This is a genomic window from Agrobacterium sp. DSM 25558 (assembly GCF_900100825.1).
Classification (GTDB): Bacteria; Pseudomonadota; Alphaproteobacteria; order Rhizobiales; family Rhizobiaceae; genus Agrobacterium.
On sequence record NZ_FMUD01000021.1, the window covers coordinates 56,700 to 77,639 of the forward strand.

The window sequence follows — 20,940 nt, forward strand, 5'->3', positions numbered from 1 at the left end:
GCTCCATAAAATCAAAAAAGGCGCGGCATTGGCCGCGCCTTTTTTGTTTCCAGCAGCAAGCGTGTCAAAGCACGTTGCGCGATATGCGTCAGTTATCCTGATAGGCAGCGACGATGACATTCACCTGCGCTGCGCTCATGGACTGCACCTGCTTGGTTGTGAACGCCGCGAGGTTCTCATCCGTGAGGCCGCTGAGTGCAGAGGTCGACAACCCGGAAATCGCCGCGTATTTGATCGATGCGATTTCAGGTGCGGTGAAACTGTTGAGTTCGTCTGCATCAAGTGTCGCGACCTGATTGGCGTTCAGCGCTGCGACCTGCGCAGCACTCAATGCTTCGATGCTTTCTGACGTCAAGGCAGCAAACTGGTCTGCCGTCAGGGCGCTGATCTGCTTGGTGTTCATGGCACCCAGCTTGGCACTATCAAGGCTGCCAATCGTTGCCGTCGAAAGGCCGGCAATCTGCTTTGTTCCGAATGCGGAAAACTGCTGAGGCGTGAGGGCCGCGAATTGACTGGTTGTAAATGCCTTCGTCTGGTCGGCGGACAGACCGGAAATCTGCAACGTTGTCAAAGCACCGACCAACTCGTCGGAAAGACCGGCAATGGCAGCCGTTGTCAAAGCGGTAATCGCTGCCTTTTTGATGGCCGCGATTTCAGAGCCGGTAAATTTGTTCAACTCTTCGGCTGAGAGCGTAGCGACTTGCTTGGAACTCAAACCGCCGATCTGATCTTCATCCAGAGCTTCGATACTGTCGAGGCTCAAGGCGTCGAACTGAGCCGTAGACAGCGACTGGATTTGTTTCGTGGTGAAAGCAGAGACGTCCTCGGCTTCCAGATTGGCCATCACAGTCGTTGAAAGGCCCGCAATCTGCTTCGCCGTCATGGCGGCAAACTGACTCGGCGTCATTGCCGCGAGTTGTTCTGAATTCAGGGCCTGGATTTGCTGCGACGACAAAGCCGTAATTTGCGTCGAGGTCAGGGCTGCAATTCTGTTGGTTTCCAAGCCAGCCAGCGTCTGCGTCTTCAATCCGGCAATCGCTTTATTCGACAGTGCGGCAATTTCCTCCTCGGTGAAGGAGTTGATTTCGTCAACCGTCAGAGTCGCAACCTGGGTGGCCGTCAGGCCGGCAACCTGCTTCGTCGTCAAACCTTCGAGGTTAATAGAGGTCAAGGCCTCGAATTGCGCAGTCGTCAGTGCCGCCACCTGCTTCGTCGTCAGCGACGCGACCTGCGTGCTGTCGAGATTGGCGATCACTTCGGTCGACAGTCCGGCAATCTGCTTTGCGGTCATGGCTGCAAATTGACTAGGCTCCAGTGCCGCGAGTTGTTCCGAGCTCAGGGCCTTCATCTGGTCGGATGACAAGGCTGCGACCTGTGTCGTGGTAAAGGCTGCGACCCGGTCCGTAAACAGGCCCGCCAAAGCTTCCGTCGTCAGCCCGGCAATCGCCTTCTTTCCTAACGACGCAATCTCTTCGGCGGTAAAGGTGTTGAGTTCTTCAGCCGTTAGCGTTGCGACCTGCTGCGTCTTCAGGCCCGCAACCTGCTTTGCCGTCAGACCTTCGAGGCTCGTGGCGGTCAAGGCTTCGAACTGCGCGGTCGTTAGCGCAGCCACCTGCTTCTCAGTCAACGAAGCCACTTGCGTGCTGGCGAGATTGGCAATTGCGGCGGTCGAAAGTCCGGCAATCTGCTTCGTCGTCATGGCAGCAAACTGGTTAGGCTCCAGCGCCGCGAGCTGTTCCGAATTGAGGGCTTTCATCTGGTTGGATGACAAAGCCGAAACCTGCGCCGTGGTGAGAGCCGCGATCCTGTCGGTAGACAGGCCGGCCAAGGCTTCTGTCGTCAGCCCGCCGATCACCTTCTTCGATATCGAGGCGATCTCATCGAGAGTAAAGGTGTTGAGTTCCTCGGCCGACAAGGTCGCGACCTGCTGCGTATTCAGTCCAGCGACCTGCGTTGTCGTCAGATTTTCGAGACTGGTGGCATCCAAAGCGTTGAATTGCGCCGTCGTCAGCGCCGCAACCTGCTTCATGGTCATCGCTGCGAGCTTGGAGCTGTCGAGGTTAGCGATCACATCCGTCGAAAGCGCGGCAATCTGTTTCGATGTCAAAGCAGAAAACTGATTGGTCGTCAGCGCGGACAGTTGCTCCGCAGTCAGGGCATTCATCTGGCTGGAGGAGAAAGCTGATATTTGTGTGGTGGTCAGGGCAGTGATCTTGTCTGTGTTCAGACCTGCTATCGCTGATGTCGTCAACCCCGAGATCGATGTCTTCTTGATCGATGCAATTTCTTCCTCGGTGAAGCTGTTGAGCTCCGCAGCCGACAGCGTGGCGACCTGCTGACTGCTGAACACCGATACCTGCGCTTTGTTCAGCGCCTCTATCGCCGTCTCTGAAAATCCGTCGAGCTGGCTCGCATACAGCGCCTTGACCTGCGCCGTCGTCATGCCCGAAACCTGCTCGTTACCAAGCGCTGCCAGCTGGTTCAACGTCAATCCCGTCACGGATTTCGGCGCAATCGCACTCATGACCTTCGTCGTCAGCGACGAAACGGTCGAGTCGGCAAGGGCACCCACCTGTGTGGATGTCAGCGCCTTCAACTGCGCAGAACTGAGTTCGCCCAGATCGCTCGCCGACAAAGAGGCTATGGTAGACGTTGGAAGCAGAGCAATCTGCCGGGTCGGAAGAGAGGCGATTTCAGAGGCCATGAGCGCGTAACACCATCAATTACTGGTCAAGAACGATCTTTACGCAACGAATCTTGCCCCGACATTGTGGTAAAACACTACCCATGGCAGATGTTATACCTGTCGATACAACAGGTCTGGTGAAGCCGAACGGCAAACACCAAAGAACACGTTACGCAAACAGCGAATTTATCAGGAACATGGCTCGCGAGAACCGGCGCATTGAATGTGCTTCATGCAAGCAGATATCCATCAGGAACTCTGCCTCCGCGCCACAAGACAAATAATGTCTCGTACAATAACTATCTTCTACTCAAAACTACTAGAACGACAATCGATATTACTGATCGGCAGAGTAACAGTGTGGTTAACACACGTCAAGCTCGCCTTAAAGCATTAGGCCGTAAAAAGATGCAACCCTTACGCAATTTAAACAAAACCGCCCCATCATCTTCAGAGGATAATGGGGCGGCAATGGAAAATTCAGAACACTCTCAGACCCTGCCTCAAGGCATCTTGAACGGTGTGCTGAAGCGGCTGGAGTCGATGGCAGCAGCGCCTGGGCGGAAGCTTGCGGTCGCCGCAGATGCAGACATGTCGTGGCTTAGCATCCGGTTGTTGACGACGCGTGGAGCCTTGACCGCACGGCCCGTGACACCCTTGTCCTGGCTCAGCGCCCAATCCGAAATGGCTTCCTGCGTCAGACGTCCACCGCTGACCATGGCTTTTTCAGAGACGGCAGCGTCCTGCTTGCTTGGGCGCGCACCCTTGGTGGGCAGACCAGCGGTGAGACCGCTATTGTTGCCACGGGGCTTCACGTCGAAGGCATCGCCGTAAGCCTGCTCGTCGCGGGTTGCAGCCGCTGGCTCGGCCTTCGCCACCTGAAGAGGCTTGGCGGAAGGCTGCGCGGAAGCCGTGCGGTTGATCGCAGCAGGGAACTGCGCTGCACTTGGCATTGCCGTCGCCGTAATGGCGGAGCGAGCGTCCTGACCGCTTTGTTCAAGCGCCGCGACGACAACCGGCGAAAGGCTCGCCTGCTGTGTATCGGCTTCGTCTTCCTGACCGTCCACATTGGCATTGGCGGAAGCGAGAAGCGCTTCTGCGACAGCCGGGCGATTTGCCGGCACCGGAACATGCGCGGCCAATACGTCACCAGGCATATCTTCAGAACCAAGCGATGCAGTCATCACGGAGCCATCGGCATCACCCTTCATGCGGCGCGGCCCAAGCAGGGTCGGCACAGGAATGGAATATTGCGCCAAGTCGGCAAATTGCTGCTCAGCCGGTGCGGCTGTCGGGGTCGGCAGCGTTGCAGCCTGAAGCGCGTCCTGCGCAGCATTGCGGTTTGGCGAATAAAGTGCCGTGGCAAGACCAGTCTGACCTGCGTCATTGCGGAATGCCGGACGGGCTGTTGGCAACGGTGCGTCAGCAACCGCTGGAGCCTGCGTTGCGGATGCAACGGCAACCGACGCAGCGGGTGCTTCCTCGTCAGCTTCCTGAGCCACCGGCGCTGGAGCCGAAGAGCGCGATGCGGGCTGCGGCGTTGCAATGCTTTCGGCATCTTCATCCTCATCCCCGCCACCAAAGAGCGCGGCCAGCAGCGTCTTGCGCTTGCCACCAGATGAAGAACCGGCCGGGCCTGCACCTGCGGTGCTGGCAACCTGAACGGACGAAGAGCTTACGCGTCTCTTGTAATCGACCATCGCCTGCTCATAGCCCGGCAATGGCTTGCCATCGGCTGGAAGGTGAATGGTGTTGCCCTGCGGGAAAATACGAACGAGTTCCTGACGGCTCATGCGTGGCCAGGCACGCACATTGCCAACGTCAAGATGCACGAACGGAGAACCGGACGTCGGATAGAAGCCAACGCCGCCGATCTGCATCTGCATAGCGATTTCGCGCAGGCGGGCAAGCTTGACGCCGGGGATGTAGAAATCCATGGCCTTGCCAAGCGTATGCTGGCTGCTCTTGGCGACACCCTTGGTGCGCGAACGCAGCATGCCGTTTGTCTCAGGCGAACGGAAAGCCGAGACCACATTGATATAGTCTGTGCCGCCGGAGCGACGATAGACTTCCCACACCAGATCGAACAGGCGCGGGTCCATCTTCGTCGGCTGGTTACGACGCCAGTCGCGCAGGAAGCGGTTCAGCTCCTGGAGACCCTTCTGGTCGTACTTGCCGTTTCTCTTGAACGTGATGACGGCTTTTTCTTTGGTATGGATATAATAGAGCTTGAGACTGCGTGTTTCGGCGGCAGCTTCCGTCGCCGAAACGCCAAGAGCGGGCAGAGCAGCCATCATGATGCACATGCATGTCACCACGCGTGCCGACAGCTTCGTGCAGATCGTTTTGATCAAGCCGCGCGCTATCTTGCCCGAGAGCGCGATATTCCGATGCAGATTAGGCAATTTGATCCCCGCCTGGCAGACAATTCGTCACATTGCCCCACATGAACCTCAAATACGGTCACACGATGGCAATTTTGCCACACATGGACATTCATCCTCTATATAGTGAATGCGATACTAACAAGAGGTTTATAGACCGTAAGTGAATATCCTTGCCCAGGAGTTAACAAATATTGCATTTGCTAATCTAAGAAGGCTCCGCCGCGGTTAAGCGGCGTCACGCAGCGGATTATCAGGATCAATGCCATAATCTTTCAACTTACGGTATAGTGTGGAGCGTCCGATGCCGAGTTTACGGGCAACCTGGCTCATCTGACCACGATAGAATCGCAGGGCAAACCGGATCAGTTCCTCTTCGATATCGGCTATCTTGCGCACATCGCCGCTATTGTCCGTGCTGGCAATCAGGCTGCCACCCGGAAAGACGGCTGACGAAGAACGGTCTTCATCCGTCGCCATCGCTTCCATCACAGACATGATTTCGGCAGCGTTGGTTCTGGCGTCTGCCGGCGGTGGCGCAACGAGAAGCGAACGCTCTGTCGGGCGATGCGGAACGTCGTGGTCGCCGACCTCACCCGCAAACTCCGGTACTTGCAGCGCGATCTGAGGGAAATCGGCTTCGGTGAGTTCATCCCCCTGGGCCAGAACCACAGAGCGGAAAACCGCATTTTCGAGCTGGCGGATATTGCCCGGCCAGTCATAGGCGGTCAGCAGGGCAATCGCTCCGGCACTGACGCTCAGCGAATGCGGCAATTTCTGCTCGACAGAAAAACGCTCGGCAAACACGCGGGCGAGATAAGGAATGTCTTCCTTACGGCGGCGCAAGGCCGGAATGGTAATGGGGAACACGTTGAGGCGATAATAAAGGTCTTCGCGGAAGCGGCCTTCCTTCACCTCTTCGATCAGGTCCTTGTTGGTGGCCGATATCAGCCGCACATTGACCTTCTGGACGCGGGCCGACCCAACGGTTTCGATTTCTCCCTGCTGTACGGCGCGCAAAAGCTTGACCTGCACTTCCAGCGGCAGATCGCCGATCTCATCCAGGAACAAGGTGCCGCCATCGGCTTCCATGAATTTGCCGATGTGCTTTTCCGTGGCACCCGTGAAGGCACCCTTTTCATGGCCGAAAAGAATGCTTTCCACCAGATTGTGCGGAATGGCACCGCAATTGACGGTGATGAAAGGCTTACCAGCACGGTCGCTGCCGGACTGAATGGCGCGGGCGATCATTTCCTTGCCGACGCCTGACTCGCCTTCCAGCACGACAGGAATATTGGACTGCGCTGCACGCTGCGCCAGTTCGATGACACGCAGCATGGCTGGGCTGGCGGATACGATATCGGTAAAATTCACAGCCTGATTGCGCGAGCGCTTGCCGGTGCGGGCCTTGGCTTCACGCTGATCGAGCTTCAGCGCATTGGCGATGGCTGACCCAATGCGTTCCGGCGATACGGGCTTGACCACGAAATCGAAGGCACCGGCGCGCATGGCCTGCACCACGGTATCAATGCCGCCCTGCCCCGTCTGCACGATGACAGGCACATCGGTTCCCAGTTCCCCGACGGCCTTGAGAAAGGACAGACCGTCCATCTCCGGCATCATGAGATCAAGAACGATAACGCTGATATCGCCACTGTGCTGTTTCAAAAGCTCCAACCCTACCCGGCCGTTTTCAGCAAGGATTGGCTGATGTCCATAACGCTCCACCGCTTGTTTAAGCAGGCGGCGCTGAACTGGATCGTCATCGATAACGAGTACTTGCGCTGTCATGTCAGGCTCCGGTTTCCGGTTTATGGACCTGCTTCATGCAGGCCTTTGAACCGAATGTGACATGGAAGGCTTGAACATCGGGTTTTGAGATTAGCTTGCATTTTATGCATTGCCACGGGAAACAGTGGCGCCCATATGCTTTGGTGCAGAGATAAAGAGGAAACCAAGAATGACCTTCAAGACATCGATCCCGCTGCCCGCTTTTTCCACCGCAGAAGCAGCAAGTGCAGCCCTCGGCGACCTCCCGACATGGAAACTTTCCGATCTCTATGCATCCGCAGATTCACCGGAATACAAAAGCGCGCTGGCAAAGGCCGCCAGCGATGCGAAGGCGTTTGAGGCAAAGTGGAAGGGCAAGCTTGAGGCGGCGGCAAAGCTTTCCGGCAACGAGGGTCTCGGTGCTGCGCTGAAGGAATATGAAGCGCTGGACGATCTTCTCGGCCGCATCGGCTCGTTCGCCGGGCTTACATATTTTTCCGACACATCCAATCCCGCCAACGGCAAGCTTTACGGCGATGCGCAGGCGAAGCTGACAGATATGTCGTCGCACCTGCTGTTCTTCGCGCTGGAACTCAACCGCATCGATGACGCGACCATCGACGCTGCCATCTCAAATGATCCGCTGGCTGGCCATTACAAACCGTGGCTGGTGGATTTGCGCAAGGACAAGCCGCACCAACTGGACGACAAGCTGGAACAGCTGTTTCTCGAAAAATCGATGACCAGTGCCGCCGCCTTCAACCGCCTGTTCGATGAAACCATGTCGGACCTGCGCTTCATCGTGGATGGTGAAAGCCTCGCTCTGGAACGCACCCTCAACCTGCTTCAGGAGCCCGACCCGGAAATTCGCAAAAAGGCGGCTGAGGCGCTGAGCGCAACCTTCAAGGACAATCTGCGCGTCTTCACGCTCATTACCAACACGCTGTCCAAGGACAGAGAAATTGCCGATCGCTGGCGCAATTTCGAAGACATCGCCGATAGCCGCCATCTGGCAAACCGTGTCGAGCGGGAAGTGGTCGACGCGCTGGCGAAGGCCGTAACCGACGCCTATCCACGCCTGTCGCATCGTTATTATAAGATGAAGGCAAAATGGCTCGGAATGGAGCAGATGAACTATTGGGATCGCAACGCGCCCCTGCCCGATAGTTCCAACGCCATCATTCCCTGGGAAGATGCCAAGGAAACGGTGCTGTCCGCCTATGGCGACTTTGCGCCTGAAATGGCCGACATTGCCCGTCGCTTTTTCGATGAAGAATGGATCGACGCCCCTGCCCGCCCCGGCAAGGCTCCCGGCGCTTTCGCCCATCCCACCGTGCCATCCGCGCACCCCTATGTGCTGGTCAACTACCTCGGCAAACCGCGTGACGTGATGACGCTGGCGCATGAGCTAGGCCACGGCGTGCACCAGGTCTTGGCCGGTGGACAGGGTGCCTTGATGTGCGCCACGCCGCTGACGCTTGCCGAAACGGCATCGGTCTTCGGTGAAATGCTGACCTTCCGCAAGCTGCTGGATGGCACGAAAGACAAACGAGAACGCAAGGACATGCTGGCGCGCAAGGTGGAGGACATGATCAACACGGTCGTGCGCCAGATTGCGTTTTACGAGTTCGAACGTAAGGTCCACACCGCCCGCAAGGAGGGTGAACTGACCGCCGAACAGATCGGCGAGCTCTGGCTTTCCGTGCAAGAGGAAAGTCTTGGACCGGCCATCAAGATTTCCGAAGGCTATGAAAACTGGTGGACCTACGTTCCCCACTTCATCCATTCGCCCTTCTATGTCTATGCCTACGCGTTTGGCGATTGCCTCGTGAACTCGCTCTATGCGGTTTACAGACAAGCCGACACAGGCTTTCAGGACAAATATTTCGAGCTTCTGAAGGCTGGCGGCACCAAACACCATTCCGAGCTCTTGAAGCCCTTCGGCCTCGATGCCACCGATCCGTCCTTCTGGAACAAGGGTCTTTCGATGATCGAAGGCTTGATAGACGAGCTGGAAGCGCTGGACAAAGAGTAGGGAGAAACCGACGAAGCACCCATTTCGGACAAGCTTCGTCGGTTTTTATGCCTTACCTTACGTAAATCGCATCACGGACGCAGATTATGAAACGCAAACCGGCTGACCTGACCTTGAGGGAAACGCTGCGCTGGGAACCCGACACCGGTTTTCGGCGGCTGGAGCAGCATCTGCGCCGTCTGCTACGCTCTGCCGATGCGCTGGGCTTTCGCGCACCCGCGGACACAGTCAAAGCGCTCAACGCGGCCGTTTGTGGCAACGCACCGCTAACCGTGCGGGTTGTCATGAACTACAAGGGCGAGCTTGATATTGCTGCTGAACCCTTCGTGCCCTTGCAAGCCGACGCTATCTGGCGCGTCCGGATTGCGCAAAAGACCCGCCTCGATTCCGCTGATACCTTCTACCGCCACAAATCATCCCGCCGCGAACCCTACGATGCCGCCCGCGCCGAATTTTCGACCAAGGACGCGGATGAGGTTCTGCTTTTGAACGAGCGCGGAGAAATCTGCGAAGGCTCCACCACGAGCATTTTCGTGGAGGGCGCGGAAGGGCAATTGCTGACCCCGCCACTCGACAGCGGCATTCTGCCGGGCGTCTTGCGCGCCGATCTCATTCGGGAACGTAGGGCACGTGGGCAGGCACTCAGGCCGGATGATCTGAAAGGTCGCAAGCTGTTTGTGGGCAACTCGCTGCATGGACTGGTGGCGGCGGAACTGGTTTGAATTCGGCTCTTATGGGGCGACGGCGGGTGGGGCTCACCCCCCTCTGCCCTGCCGGGCATCTCCCCCTCAGGTGGGGAGATTGGCTGGGCGCACGCTCACTAATCTCTTGAAAGGCTCAATTTAATCGAGAGCTAACCACGAGTCGATCTCCCCCCTTGAGGGGATGTCCGGCAGGACAGAGGGGGGTAAGCCACACCCACCGTCCTCTAATATGTAATCGCTAAGCCGACCACCACCTACTCCAACAACCACTCCACCCGCGCGCGGCCCTTCTGCTTGGCCGCGTAAAGTGCGCGGTCGGCGCGTTGATAGAGGTCGCTGCCGCTTTCACCCGGTTGATAAAGCGCAAGTCCTGCGGAACAGCCATAGGAAAAATCGTCCACCCCCGGGAAGGGACTGGAAGCGCTGACATTCTTTAACAGCCGCTCCACGATGCCAACGCACTCCGACAATATCGTACGCGGCATGATGAGCATGAATTCTTCGCCGCCGACGCGCCCGAAGCAATCGGAACGACGGATCGTGGAATGGGCGATTTTGACGAAATCACGCAAGACCACATCGCCGCCCTGATGGCCGAAACGGTCGTTGATTCCTTTGAAGAAATCGATGTCCATCACGCACAGGCCAAAGGGACTTTCAATGCCCTTCTGGACGTTATCGATCTGAACACCCAGCTTGGCGAAAACAAAACGGCGATTGGCGGTTCCGGTCAATTCGTCGGTCTGGGCAGCGCGCATCGCAAGGTCGCGATCCTGACGCAGGCTCCGCTGGTTCTGTTGTTTCAGTTCCGTAATATCGCTGCCGACGCACAGCATCCAGCCGTCTTCCTGCACGGTTTCCGTCATCCAGATCCAGCGACCATCATGCAGATCCAGCTCCAGTCCCCGAAACGGCAGCTTGCCTCTGCGCGATTGTGCCGACAAAAGCCATGCTCCGAAATCATCGGTGGTGATGATGAGGCCTTTTTTGTCGCAATAATTCGCCCGCAGCAGTTCCCCCCAAGTGGGAAAAACGTCACTTTTTACATGGAAGGCTTCACGAAAAGAGCGGTTGGCGTGGCGAAGCCTGTCTTCCGTATCGTAAAGGGCAATAAAAACAGGCGTCATATCCTGTAGCGCGATGACGCGCTCAATCAGACTATCCAAATTGGCAGTCTCCTGACGCACAATAATTGCCCTCTATCGAAGTTGAAAACACCTGTACCCGGTCTCAGTATAATTGATGGCCAAAAAATGCGTAGTGCGAAGCTATATCGATGATTTCATGAGAAACCGGCGCTGATCGGTTTACCTTTCTCGCAGTCTTCATACGCCCGTCATCCGGCTACCCTTTATTGTTACAGTCTAATCATCTAGCTTAGACATTGCATTTAAAGAGGAAATTTAGAATGACGGATGTTGAACACCCGATTTACGGCGAAATTACCGGTCCCATCATCATGATCGGTTTCGGCTCAATCGGGCGCGGTACGCTTCCGTTGATAGAACGGCATTTCAAATTCGATATGTCGCGGCTGGTCGTCATCGATCCGCGAGAAGACATCGCCGACTATCTGCAAAGCCGCAACATCCGCCATATCCGCACACATCTGACCAAGGAAAACTACAAGGATGTGATGAAGCCTCTGGTCAAGGGCGTCGAGGGCCAAGGCTTTTGCGTCAACCTCTCGGTCGATGCCTCCTCAGTCGATCTGATGAAACTCTGCCGCAAATATGGAATGCTCTACATCGACACGGTGGTAGAGCCATGGCCGGGCTTTTATTTCGATACGGATGCGGACAATTCCGCCCGCACGAATTATACGCTGCGCGAAACGATGCTGAAGGAAAAGGCCAAGCGCGCCGGCGGCACGACCGCGGTTTCCACCTGCGGTGCAAATCCCGGCATGGTCTCGTGGTTCGTCAAACAGGCGCTGGTCAATCTGGCCAAAGACACAGGCCTCGAATTCGAAGAACCGGCGGCCAACGACCGTGAAGGTTGGGCACGGCTGATGCAGACACTCGGCGTCAAGGGCGTCCACATTGCCGAGCGCGATACGCAGCGCGCCAAGGAACCCAAGCCCTTCAACACATTCTGGAACACCTGGTCCGTCGAAGGCTTCATTGCCGAAGGCATGCAACCGGCGGAACTGGGCTGGGGCAGCCATGAAAAGTGGATGCCGAAAAACGCGAAGAAGCAGAAAAAGGGCAGCAAAGCCGCCATCTTCCTCGACCAGCCGGGTGCCACAACCCGCGTGCGCACATGGTGCCCCACGCTGGGAGCCCAGTACGGTCTGCTGGTGACGCACAACGAGGCGATATCGATTTCGGATTATTTCACCGTGCGCGACAAGCGCGGCCATATCGATTTCCGCCCCACCTGCCACTATGCCTACCATCCCTGCAACGACGCCGTGCTGTCGCTGTATGAAATGTTCGGAAATGGCGGCACGGCCCAACCCGTTCAGCATGTTCTGACGGAAGACGAGTTGACCGACGGTTCGGATGAACTCGGCGTGCTGCTTTATGGCCACGAAAAGAACGCCTACTGGTACGGCTCGCGCCTGACACTGGAAGAAGCGCGCAAACTTGCCCCGGAGCAGAACGCCACCGGACTTCAGGTCAGTTCCGCCGTGCTATCAGGCATGGTTTGGGCTCTGGAAAATCCGCATGCCGGCATCGTCGAGGCTGATGAGGTGGATTATCGCCGCTGCCTGGGTATCCAGCGGCGCTATCTCGGTGCCGTGGAAGGCCACTATACCGACTGGACACCGCTGGATGGCAGGCCCGGCCTGTTCCCCGATGACATCGACGCGAACGACCCATGGCAGTTCCGCAACATTCTCGTGCGTGGCTGAGTTTGCCGAAACTGGAAAATGACAGAGGGCCTCGATTTTCCAAGATCGGGGCCTTTCGTCCTAGTGCAGTTTTGCAACGCTTTCTATTTTGTCGAAACCACCGGGAACCCATGCATAGCGACCTTCGTTCGCTTGCAATAAAGTCAACTTCCATCCATGATCTTTTCATCGAGATCGACACGCATAGCAGGAGACGAAAGAGATGAATTTCAAGACAGGCGCAGCCTTGGTTCTGGCCGCAATTGCTGCCTCTTCATGCGCTCCTTCCGCCCCATCCCCACGCCCCATGGCATCCGCCATGCCACAGGGCCCGGCCGTCGATGGTCGCTGGGTCGACAAAAACGGTATCGTCTCGACATTCCAAGCGGGCGCATTCTCCACCCGCTCCACGGATAGCAACACACTGCTGGCATCCGGCACCTATGTTACGCTCTCGCCGACATTATATGAGATCAATATGACGTCGCTGGTGCGTAACACCCAGTCGCGCGTCAATTGCGCGCTGATTTCCCGCGGACAGCTGAACTGCACGACCGACACAAACGGCCAGTTCACACTGACGCGTCAAGGCTGATAGCCCTCACCTTCTCCATGTTTAATTTCAACGCGCGCGTGTAGCGCGCGTTTTTATTTGTGCAACTCTGTCATAATTCTACTTGCGGCAGCTGCCGCGAGGTGAAAACATCACCTTTGAACGGCTGACACATTTTCAGAATAGCTATGATGGCAGGGACGAGCCCTTCAGCTTTTTGCTTAAACAGGAGAGATAGAACGATGAACAGGATTTTGAGATTTGGCCTGATGACCGCATCGGTCGTTTCGCTTTCCGCTGGTGCGGCTCTGGCCGATTACCAACTCAATATTCTCCACATCAACGATCTGCATTCGCGTATCGAGGCGATCAACAAATCCGACTCCACCTGCTCCACGGCAGAAGCCGACAAGAAGGAATGCTTCGGCGGCATCGCTCGTGTGAAAAGCGCCATCGATGCCCGCCGCACCGAACTGGGTGCCAATGCCAACATTCTCGTGCTGGATGCCGGCGACCAGTTTCAGGGCTCGCTGTTCTACACGCAGTATAAGAGTGGCCCCGTTGCCGAATTCATGAACGGCATCGGCTTCGACGCCATGGCTATCGGCAACCACGAATTCGATGACGGCCCGGCTGAACTGCTCAAGCTCATCAATGCCGTGAAATTCCCAATCATCTCCGGCAACACCAAGATCGCCGACGGCTCCGAGCTGAAAGACAAGTTCAAGGGCTACATCATCAAGGACATGGGCGGCCAGAAGGTTGCCGTCGTTTCCGTGCTGGCCACGGACACCAACGAAACCTCCTCCCCCGGCGACAAGGTCACGTTTGAAGACGAGATCGAATATCTGAAGGGTGCCGTCAAGGAAATCCAGGATCAGGGCGTCAACAAGATCGTCGTTCTCTCGCATGTCGGCTACGTCAAGGATCAGGAAATCGCGCGCTCGGTGGATGGTATCGACGTCATCGTCGGCGGCCACAGCCACACGCTCCTCTCCAGCACAGACCCGAAGGCAGCCGGTCCCTACCCCACGCTGGTCAAGGACCCATCCGGCGTCGAAGTGCCGATCGTCACGGCCTATGCCTATTCCAAATATCTCGGCGACCTAACGGTCACCTTTGACGATAACGGCGTCGTCAAGTCGACCAGCGGCGCACCGAAGCTGCTGGACGCATCCGTCACCCCAGACGAAGCCTTCACCAAGCGCGTTACCGAACTTGCAGCACCTCTCGAAGCGGTAAAAGCGAAGGAAATCGGCACGAGTGAAGCCGCCATCGACGGCTCTCGTGAAGTGTGCCGCGCCAAGGAATGCACCATGGGCAACCTGGTGTCCGATGCGCTGCTCGACCGCGTGAAGGATCAGGGCATCACCATCGCCATCCAGAACGGTGGTGGTCTGCGCGCCTCCATCGACGCCGGTCCTGTGACCATGGGTGAAGTGCTGACGGTTCTGCCATTCCAGAACTCCATCGCCACCTTCCAGATCAAAGGTGTCGATCTGCTGGCAGCACTGGAAAATGGTGCGGGCCAGATCGAAGAAGGCGCGGGCCGCTTCGTCCAGACCGCAGGTCTGAAATACAGCTTCGACCGCTCCAAGCCAGCGGGCAGCCGCATCGTCTCGGTCGAGGTCAAAGAAGGCGATGCCTTCGTCAAGCTCGACCCTGAAAAGACCTATGGCGTCGTGACCAACAACTACACCCGCACCGGCGGTGATGGCTTCAAGACCTTCGCCACCAAGGCCATCAACCCTTACGACTTCGGACCAAGCCTTGAAGACGCCGTCGCCGCCTATATCGGCGCACACAGCCCCTACAAGCCTTACCTCGATGGCCGCGTGGCGGACGTCACACCAGCCGACTACGTTGCGCCACCTAAGGAAGCCGCCAAACCGGCCACTTCTGCACCGGCCACCGCACCAGCGACAACGGCACAGGCACCGGCCGCGACAACTCCAGCGCCAGCCGCCCCCGCTCCAACGGCATCCGCTCCGGCAACACCAGCACCTGCGGCTAGCACCACGACAGCTGCTACCGCTGCGAAATATGTCGTCGCACGCGGTGACTCACTGTGGAAAATCGCCACTGAAAAATATGGCAACGGTCTAGAATGGAAGAAGATCGCCGAAGCCAACGCGCTGAAGCGTCCAAACCACATCGAAGTTGGTGAAGAACTGAACGTGCCAGCACAGTAATTGTTTGAAATCACTCTATCGAAGCCAGCTCGCGTGGACTGGCTTCGATAGAAGACTTCATTTTTGATCGCGGAAGCTTAACTGCCGCTTGCAGCAGAGGTCAGTGTACGTGGCTCACCCCCCTCTGTCCTGCCGGACATCTCCCCCACAAGGAGGGAGATCGGCAAGGCGAGAGACCTTCGCTAAAACCACAGACGCTGAAGATGGCTGCGGCGTTGCGGCATATCGATCTCCCCACCTGTGGGGGAGATGTCCGGCAGGACAGAGGGGGGTGAGCCACGCACACCGACCTCTGCCGCATCACCATACAGCTCTCAGATGGCTACACTCATATCACCATGTCACTCAGCCATCACGACGCGTTGAAATGCCGCGCAGGTTCTATCAAAAATCAATTCAGATTGGCGGATCAATGCTCTACAAGTTGATCCATGACACATGCGTAGACGTAGAGCCCCGCGCACCCCTTACAGACTTCAGGACGATTGCATGACTGTTGATATGTCTTCACTTCCCGCAGACCACCCTCGCGTCACCTTCGGCAAGGTCGGCGTTCTCCTGGTCAATCTAGGCACGCCTGACGGTACCGATTACAAATCCATGCGCCGTTATCTGGCGGAATTTCTGAGCGACAAGCGCGTCATCGAGTGGTCGCGACTGTTCTGGTATCCGATCCTCTACGGCATCGTGCTGAACAAGCGTCCGCAGAAGGTCGGCAAGGCGTACCAGTCGATCTGGAACAACGAGCTGAACGAAAGCTATCTGCGCACCTACACGCGCAATCAGGGCGATCTTCTCGGACAAGCGTTGAAGGATCTGCCGAATGTCGTGGTCGATTGGGGCATGCGCTACGGCACGCCCAGCATCGCCCAGCGCATCGACGCGCTGAAAGAACAGGGCTGCGAAAAAATACTGCTGTTCCCCCTCTACCCGCAATATGCCGCCGCCACCACGGCCACCGTCAACGACAAGGCGTTCGAGCATTTGATGAAACAGCGGTGGCAGCCAGCGCTGCGCACCGTGCCGCCTTATCACGATGATGAAACCTACATCGATGCGCTCGCCAATTCCGTCACATCGCATCTGGCCACGCTGGACTGGGAACCGGAAAAAATCATCGCGTCTTTCCACGGCATCCCGCAATCCTATTTCAAAAAGGGCGATCCCTATCATTGCCAGTGCATGAAAACGGGCCGCCTGCTGCGCGAGAGACTGGGCCTGGATAAGGATCGCTTCCTCATCACCTTCCAGTCCCGCTTTGGGCCGGAAGAATGGTTGCAGCCCTATACCGACAAGACCGTCGAGCGGCTCGCAACCGAGGGCGTCAAGCGCATCGCGGTGATGAACCCCGGCTTCGTGTCCGACTGTCTGGAAACGCTGGAAGAAATCGCCGAGGAAGCCGCCGAAAGCTTCCACCACAACGGCGGCGAGAAATTTTCACATATTCCTTGCCTCAACGACAGCGCCGAGGGTATGAGAGTTCTCGAAAAAGTTGTGCGCCGGGAGTTGCAGGGCTGGGTATAAGCCAGCCTTCTAAACCCGCGTTTTAGCATTGGGAGAATGCCGTGATGGATCTGAGTGGTTTCGATATCGTCGTTATTGTAGCGGTCGGCCTTGTCATTCTGACGCTGTTCGCGGGCATCAAAACCGTGCCACAGGGCTATCGCTACACGGTGGAGCGCTTCGGTCGCTATACCCGCACCATGGAGCCCGGCCTCAACATCCTCACGCCTTATATCGAGCGTGTCGGCGCGCGCCTGAACGTCATGGAACAGGTGCTGGATATTCCCACACAGGAAGTCATCACCAAGGATAATGCGAGCGTTTCAGCCGATGCCGTCGCCTTCTATCAGGTACTGAACGCCGCTCAGGCCGCCTACCAGATCACCAATCTGCAATTTGCCATCCAGAACCTGACCATGACCAACATCCGTTCGGTCATGGGCTCGATGGATCTGGATGAACTGCTCTCCAACCGTGATGCCATCAATGACCGTCTGCTGCGCGTGGTCGATGAAGCCGTTGGCCCATGGGGCATCAAGGTCACCCGCATTGAGATCAAGGATATCGCACCACCAAAAGACCTTGTGGATTCCATGGCGCGTCAGATGAAGGCAGAGCGCGAAAAGCGCGCCCAGGTGCTGGAGGCTGAAGGCTCGCGCAACGCACAAATTTTGCGTGCCGAAGGGGCCAAGCAATCCGCCATTCTCGAAGCTGAAGGCCAGCGCGAAGCAGCTTTCCGCGATGCCGAGGCGCGCGAACGTCTGGCCGAAGCTGAAGCCAATGCCACCCGCATGGTATCGGAAGCCATCGCTGCTGGTGACATTCACGCCATCAACTACTTCATCGCGCAGAAATACACCGAAGCCATGGCCGCAATCGGCACCGCGAAGAACTCCAAGATCGTGCTGATGCCGATGGAAGCTTCTGCGCTGATCGGCTCGCTCGGCGGCATTGGTGCCATTGCCAAGGAAGTGTTCGGCAAGAACAGCGATGGTCCGGCAGCACCTGATGCACCTGCGCCAGCAAGACAGCGCAGCTCCGTTCCACCGTCCTCCAGTCGCCCGACAGGCCAGACCATCAACGTGACCATCCCCAACAATCCGTTCGGCCCGTCCTCGGAGAGATGAGATGATCGCCAGACTCGTCACCGATCTCGGCCCATGGAGCTGGTGGATACTGGGCGCCATTCTTCTCGCCGCGGAGCTTCTGGCCCCCGGCGTCTTCCTGATCTGGATAGGCGCTGCGGCTCTCGTGATCGGTGCTATATCGCTGGCGCTATGGGACACCGCTGTGTGGAGCTGGCACGTCCAGCTCCTGCTGTTTGCGGTGATATCGGTTGCCTTCGCCCTGCTGGGCCGCCGGTACTACCATAAGAACCGCAACTCCACCGACGAGCCTTTCCTCAACCAGCGCGAAGCCAGCCTCATCGGCCGGACAGCCACTCTTCAGGAGCCGATCACCGAAGGTCGGGGTCGGATCAGGCTGGATGACACATGGTGGTCCGTCCAGGGCGAAGACCTGCCCGCAGGAACACGCGTACGCATAGCCTCAGCACATGGCCGCACACTGACTGTCGAGAATATGGGCAGCTAAGGTCCGCGGTAGGGATCGAACGCGCGAAAACCTGCCATTTTCTCATCCTTGCTGGTGACAACATGCGGCTGACGCATCGCTTGTCTTCCTGAAAATCAATGCTGATTTCCCTGTCTATGCTGTACGCATCCTTGCGTATCGTCAGGTAAATTCAGAGAAAAGGTTTTCAAAAATGGAATTACAGCCGCCCACAGATATGGAACTCACCCTCCGCACCCTCGCCATGCCAGCCGACGCAAACCCGGCAGGTGATATTTTCGGCGGATGGGTCATGTCACAGATGGACTTGGCCGCTTTCGTGCGCGCCAATGACGTTGCAGGTGGCCGCACAGTCACCGTCGCCGTCCACGAAATCGTCTTCAAGAAACCCGTCAAAATCGGTGACACGCTCTGCGTCTACACCCGCATCGAAAAAGTCGGCCGCACCTCCATCACTCTCAAAATAGAAGCCTGGACCCGACGCTACTCCGAACAGTCGCGCGACAAGGTCACGGAAGCCGTGTTCATCATGGTGGCGGTGGATGATGCGGGTAATCCGAGGGCTGTGGCGACCTAAGCAGCTTTGCCGTTTAAAAGGCGGTCGCGGTTTTCAAGCATGTCGGCGGGAAATGTCCCGCCTAACACGACCGCCAACGCATAACTTTGGCGATCTTTTTTAAAACTTGACGCCCAAACCAACACGAACCGCGTGCTGATCGATATCTCCATTCAGGAGAGGTCCGAGGGCACCGAAATCGTAATTCTTGTCGCCGAAATCGGTGTAGCGATATTCGATGCGACCGAAAATCAGGTCGGTGAAGGCATAGTCGACACCCGCGCCGACCGTATAGCCGTTGAAGGTCTCTTTTTCCTTGGGGAAGCCTGGCACGACCAGATAGCCACGACCGACGGCCCAGCCAGCGGTTCCGTAGACCAACGCACGGTCGAAGGCATAACCAGCCCGGGCGCGAACGGAGCCCTGCCAGTCCATGCCGTATTCGAACCGATCAGGAGCCAATATGGTGAGATTACCGTCACCCCAGTTGCCTTCCAGATCGCCTTCGACGCCGAGAACCCAATTGTTGCCCAACTGATAATTATAGCCCGCAAATCCACCCAGAATTCCACCGTTGAAGTCAGCCCCCAGCGGTGTTGCCGCGATGCCGGAGAGGTCCTGATTGTCCCAGGCATATCCGCCCTGCACACCGGCAGTAAAACCGGTCCATGAGAACACCTGCCCATTGACCACAGGCTCCTGCGGCACGACATAGACCGTATCCGCAGCAATCGCGGTTGAAGCGGTGAACATGAAAGCTGCGGCAACGACGATGTTTTTCATCTCAGGCACTCTGGTTAGGATGATGTCCATCCCTAACCCACCAATGAAAAAATGCTGTAGCGCCGCAGCAACATGCCAAGAGATTGCGAAACCGATCGACGTCTGCCGGTATCGAAACCCATACGGCTGGTGAATAGGGCATAGCAACATTGCCACCACAACGCAAAAAGGCCTCGCAATTTCTTGCAAGACCTTCAAACCAAACTGGATGGTTGAGGCGGCGGTCAAGGAGGTTCGAGACGCCCAAGTACCGCGCGTTGAATTAGACCGGGTGTTCCTGAATTACGATCAGCGATTCGTTGACCAGCAGCGACAGATCGATGACCAGAAACAACAGTCTGGAGCCGTGTACCGCACTCGTGATGTCATCATGGATTTGCGTCATCGGATTGACCGAGTGGAACGCGACCGACCAGCACCGGGGACTAGGCTAGCCAGCCCAGGAGCTTTGCCACAGCCGCCGCCATAGCGGTAAAGGCCCCGCCGAAGGCAAGGTCCATTACGATAAGGATCTTAGTCTTGATTTGATAGACTTCCGAATGGATCGAACCGCACGTTTCGCGTGACAACGGACCTGCAACCAGATTGGCATTCGGGTGTGGTTGATTATCAAGTGAGCCCATTCTTTTTGCCATCTGTCGTACAAAGCTGCGTCATCGTCATAGCGAGAAATTGCCCGTTTCAAAGCTACCTTGGGGTCAGCAATCTCGATAATATCTATGGCTCGGTCTGTTTGTTCGACGTCTTCGACGTCACATTCCAACACGAGGAGCACAGTGGTGTCGCCTTGCCTCCACGGGCTGATAAGTCGCAAAAACTCACCCCATTCAGAGAGCATCAGTTGTGCCACCTCAGCCGGCGTTATATCCGGCCTGGTCGCGCGGCATGCCGAAAGATTTCGGTAGTAAATCAAATGCAGACTATCCCGGCTGCTCAACGCACGCTTTAACCTCTGAAACCGTCGCGTTAGTTGTTCGTGAATCTCACGGTTGGAAGATGGATCAGAGTGGATGTGAAATGTGCGAGGATAATGCTTATAGGCAAGAACGGTCCGCTCGGCATCTGGAGGAGAAACTACGTCGTAGCAATCCCATGGGCTGACTTTCTGAAAATCATCCCTGATAATATCTGTAACGGTCGTCAATCCGTCTTCAAGATTGAGCAACCAGTCGAAAGGATAGGAGGTTCTCCTCAATCCTGCGATCTTTATCATATTTGCAGCATTGCATGCCGCACCTAGCGATATGTATTTGTGTCCCACATGCACCCCTTTTCGCGAGAATTCACATGCTACAACTCAACCCGGATATGCAAGTGCAGAATATTCAGAAGAACACCAAAATATAGGATGTCCGAATTAAGACGT

15 protein-coding genes and 2 pseudogenes are annotated in these 20,940 nt (G+C 56.8%); 9 read left to right on the forward strand and 8 right to left on the reverse strand.

What is annotated here, in order from left to right; genetic code table 11:
* Positions 1–88 precede the first annotated feature (88 nt).
* From DSM25558_RS17670 to DSM25558_RS17680, 4 genes and pseudogenes are all read right to left on the reverse strand, one after another.
* Positions 89–2,704 carry a hypothetical protein gene (locus DSM25558_RS17670; protein ID WP_077106002.1) on the reverse strand — a complete coding sequence of 872 codons (2,616 nt, stop codon included), beginning with the start codon at positions 2,702–2,704 and terminating at the stop codon, positions 89–91.
* A gap of 485 nt (positions 2,705–3,189) precedes the next feature.
* Complete coding sequence (locus tag DSM25558_RS17675) at positions 3,190–5,091, reverse strand: peptidoglycan L,D-endopeptidase MepK (protein ID WP_077106003.1); 1,902 nt, start codon at positions 5,089–5,091, stop codon at positions 3,190–3,192.
* A gap of 207 nt (positions 5,092–5,298) precedes the next feature.
* Positions 5,299–5,499: pseudogene (locus tag DSM25558_RS29840) on the reverse strand (helix-turn-helix domain-containing protein); the annotation flags it as partial.
* Positions 5,500–5,649: 150 nt separating this feature from the next.
* A pseudogene (locus DSM25558_RS17680) lies at positions 5,650–6,861 on the reverse strand (sigma-54-dependent transcriptional regulator); the annotation flags it as partial.
* Positions 6,862–7,030: 169 nt separating this feature from the next.
* Here DSM25558_RS17680 and DSM25558_RS17685 point away from each other — a divergent pair.
* Both DSM25558_RS17685 and DSM25558_RS17690 read left to right on the forward strand, forming a co-directional pair.
* On the forward strand, positions 7,031–8,875 hold the full coding sequence (locus tag DSM25558_RS17685) for a M3 family oligoendopeptidase (protein WP_077106005.1): 1,845 nt from the start codon (positions 7,031–7,033) through the stop codon (positions 8,873–8,875).
* Between the two features lie 86 nt (positions 8,876–8,961).
* Positions 8,962–9,597: an aminotransferase class IV family protein gene (locus DSM25558_RS17690; RefSeq protein ID WP_077106006.1), complete on the forward strand. Its 636-nt coding sequence runs from the start codon at positions 8,962–8,964 to the stop codon at positions 9,595–9,597.
* 236 nt (positions 9,598–9,833) lie between these two features.
* Here the strand turns inward: DSM25558_RS17690 and DSM25558_RS17695 are convergent, their stop codons facing one another.
* Complete coding sequence (locus DSM25558_RS17695; protein WP_077106035.1) at positions 9,834–10,745, reverse strand: sensor domain-containing diguanylate cyclase; 912 nt, start codon at positions 10,743–10,745, stop codon at positions 9,834–9,836.
* Positions 10,746–10,987: 242 nt separating this feature from the next.
* Between DSM25558_RS17695 and DSM25558_RS17700 the strand changes: the two genes are divergently transcribed.
* The 7 genes from DSM25558_RS17700 to DSM25558_RS17730 all read left to right on the forward strand — a co-directional run bounded on the left by DSM25558_RS17700 (position 10,988) and on the right by DSM25558_RS17730 (position 18,812).
* Complete coding sequence (locus tag DSM25558_RS17700) at positions 10,988–12,436, forward strand: homospermidine synthase (RefSeq protein ID WP_077106007.1); 1,449 nt, start codon at positions 10,988–10,990, stop codon at positions 12,434–12,436.
* Positions 12,437–12,638: 202 nt separating this feature from the next.
* Complete coding sequence (omp10, locus tag DSM25558_RS17705; protein ID WP_077106008.1) at positions 12,639–13,010, forward strand: outer membrane lipoprotein Omp10; 372 nt, start codon at positions 12,639–12,641, stop codon at positions 13,008–13,010.
* 200 nt (positions 13,011–13,210) lie between these two features.
* On the forward strand, positions 13,211–15,160 hold the full coding sequence (locus tag DSM25558_RS17710; RefSeq protein WP_077106009.1) for a 5'-nucleotidase C-terminal domain-containing protein: 1,950 nt from the start codon (positions 13,211–13,213) through the stop codon (positions 15,158–15,160).
* Positions 15,161–15,649: 489 nt separating this feature from the next.
* Positions 15,650–16,684 carry a ferrochelatase gene (hemH, locus tag DSM25558_RS17715; protein WP_077106010.1) on the forward strand — a complete coding sequence of 345 codons (1,035 nt, stop codon included), beginning with the start codon at positions 15,650–15,652 and terminating at the stop codon, positions 16,682–16,684.
* Positions 16,685–16,728: 44 nt separating this feature from the next.
* Positions 16,729–17,790, forward strand: a complete 1,062-nt coding sequence (locus DSM25558_RS17720) for an SPFH domain-containing protein (RefSeq protein ID WP_077106011.1) — start codon at positions 16,729–16,731, stop codon at positions 17,788–17,790.
* Between the two features lies 1 nt (position 17,791).
* Positions 17,792–18,256: an NfeD family protein gene (locus tag DSM25558_RS17725; RefSeq protein WP_077106012.1), complete on the forward strand. Its 465-nt coding sequence runs from the start codon at positions 17,792–17,794 to the stop codon at positions 18,254–18,256.
* 172 nt (positions 18,257–18,428) lie between these two features.
* On the forward strand, positions 18,429–18,812 hold the full coding sequence (locus DSM25558_RS17730) for an acyl-CoA thioesterase (RefSeq protein WP_077106013.1): 384 nt from the start codon (positions 18,429–18,431) through the stop codon (positions 18,810–18,812).
* Positions 18,813–18,911: 99 nt separating this feature from the next.
* On the opposite strand, the gene DSM25558_RS17735 is transcribed toward DSM25558_RS17730, so the two are convergent.
* From DSM25558_RS17735 to DSM25558_RS17740, 3 genes are all read right to left on the reverse strand, one after another.
* Entirely contained in the window at positions 18,912–19,574 is a 663-nt protein-coding gene (locus tag DSM25558_RS17735; RefSeq protein WP_077106014.1) for an outer membrane protein, read from the reverse strand.
* A 262-nt stretch (positions 19,575–19,836) separates the two neighbouring features.
* Positions 19,837–19,959, reverse strand: coding sequence for a hypothetical protein (locus DSM25558_RS29675; RefSeq protein WP_256387080.1), 123 nt, complete (start codon positions 19,957–19,959; stop codon positions 19,837–19,839).
* Between the two features lie 114 nt (positions 19,960–20,073).
* Positions 20,074–20,841: a DUF1796 family putative cysteine peptidase gene (locus DSM25558_RS17740; RefSeq protein WP_077106015.1), complete on the reverse strand. Its 768-nt coding sequence runs from the start codon at positions 20,839–20,841 to the stop codon at positions 20,074–20,076.
* Between the last annotated feature and the right edge of the window lie 99 nt (positions 20,842–20,940).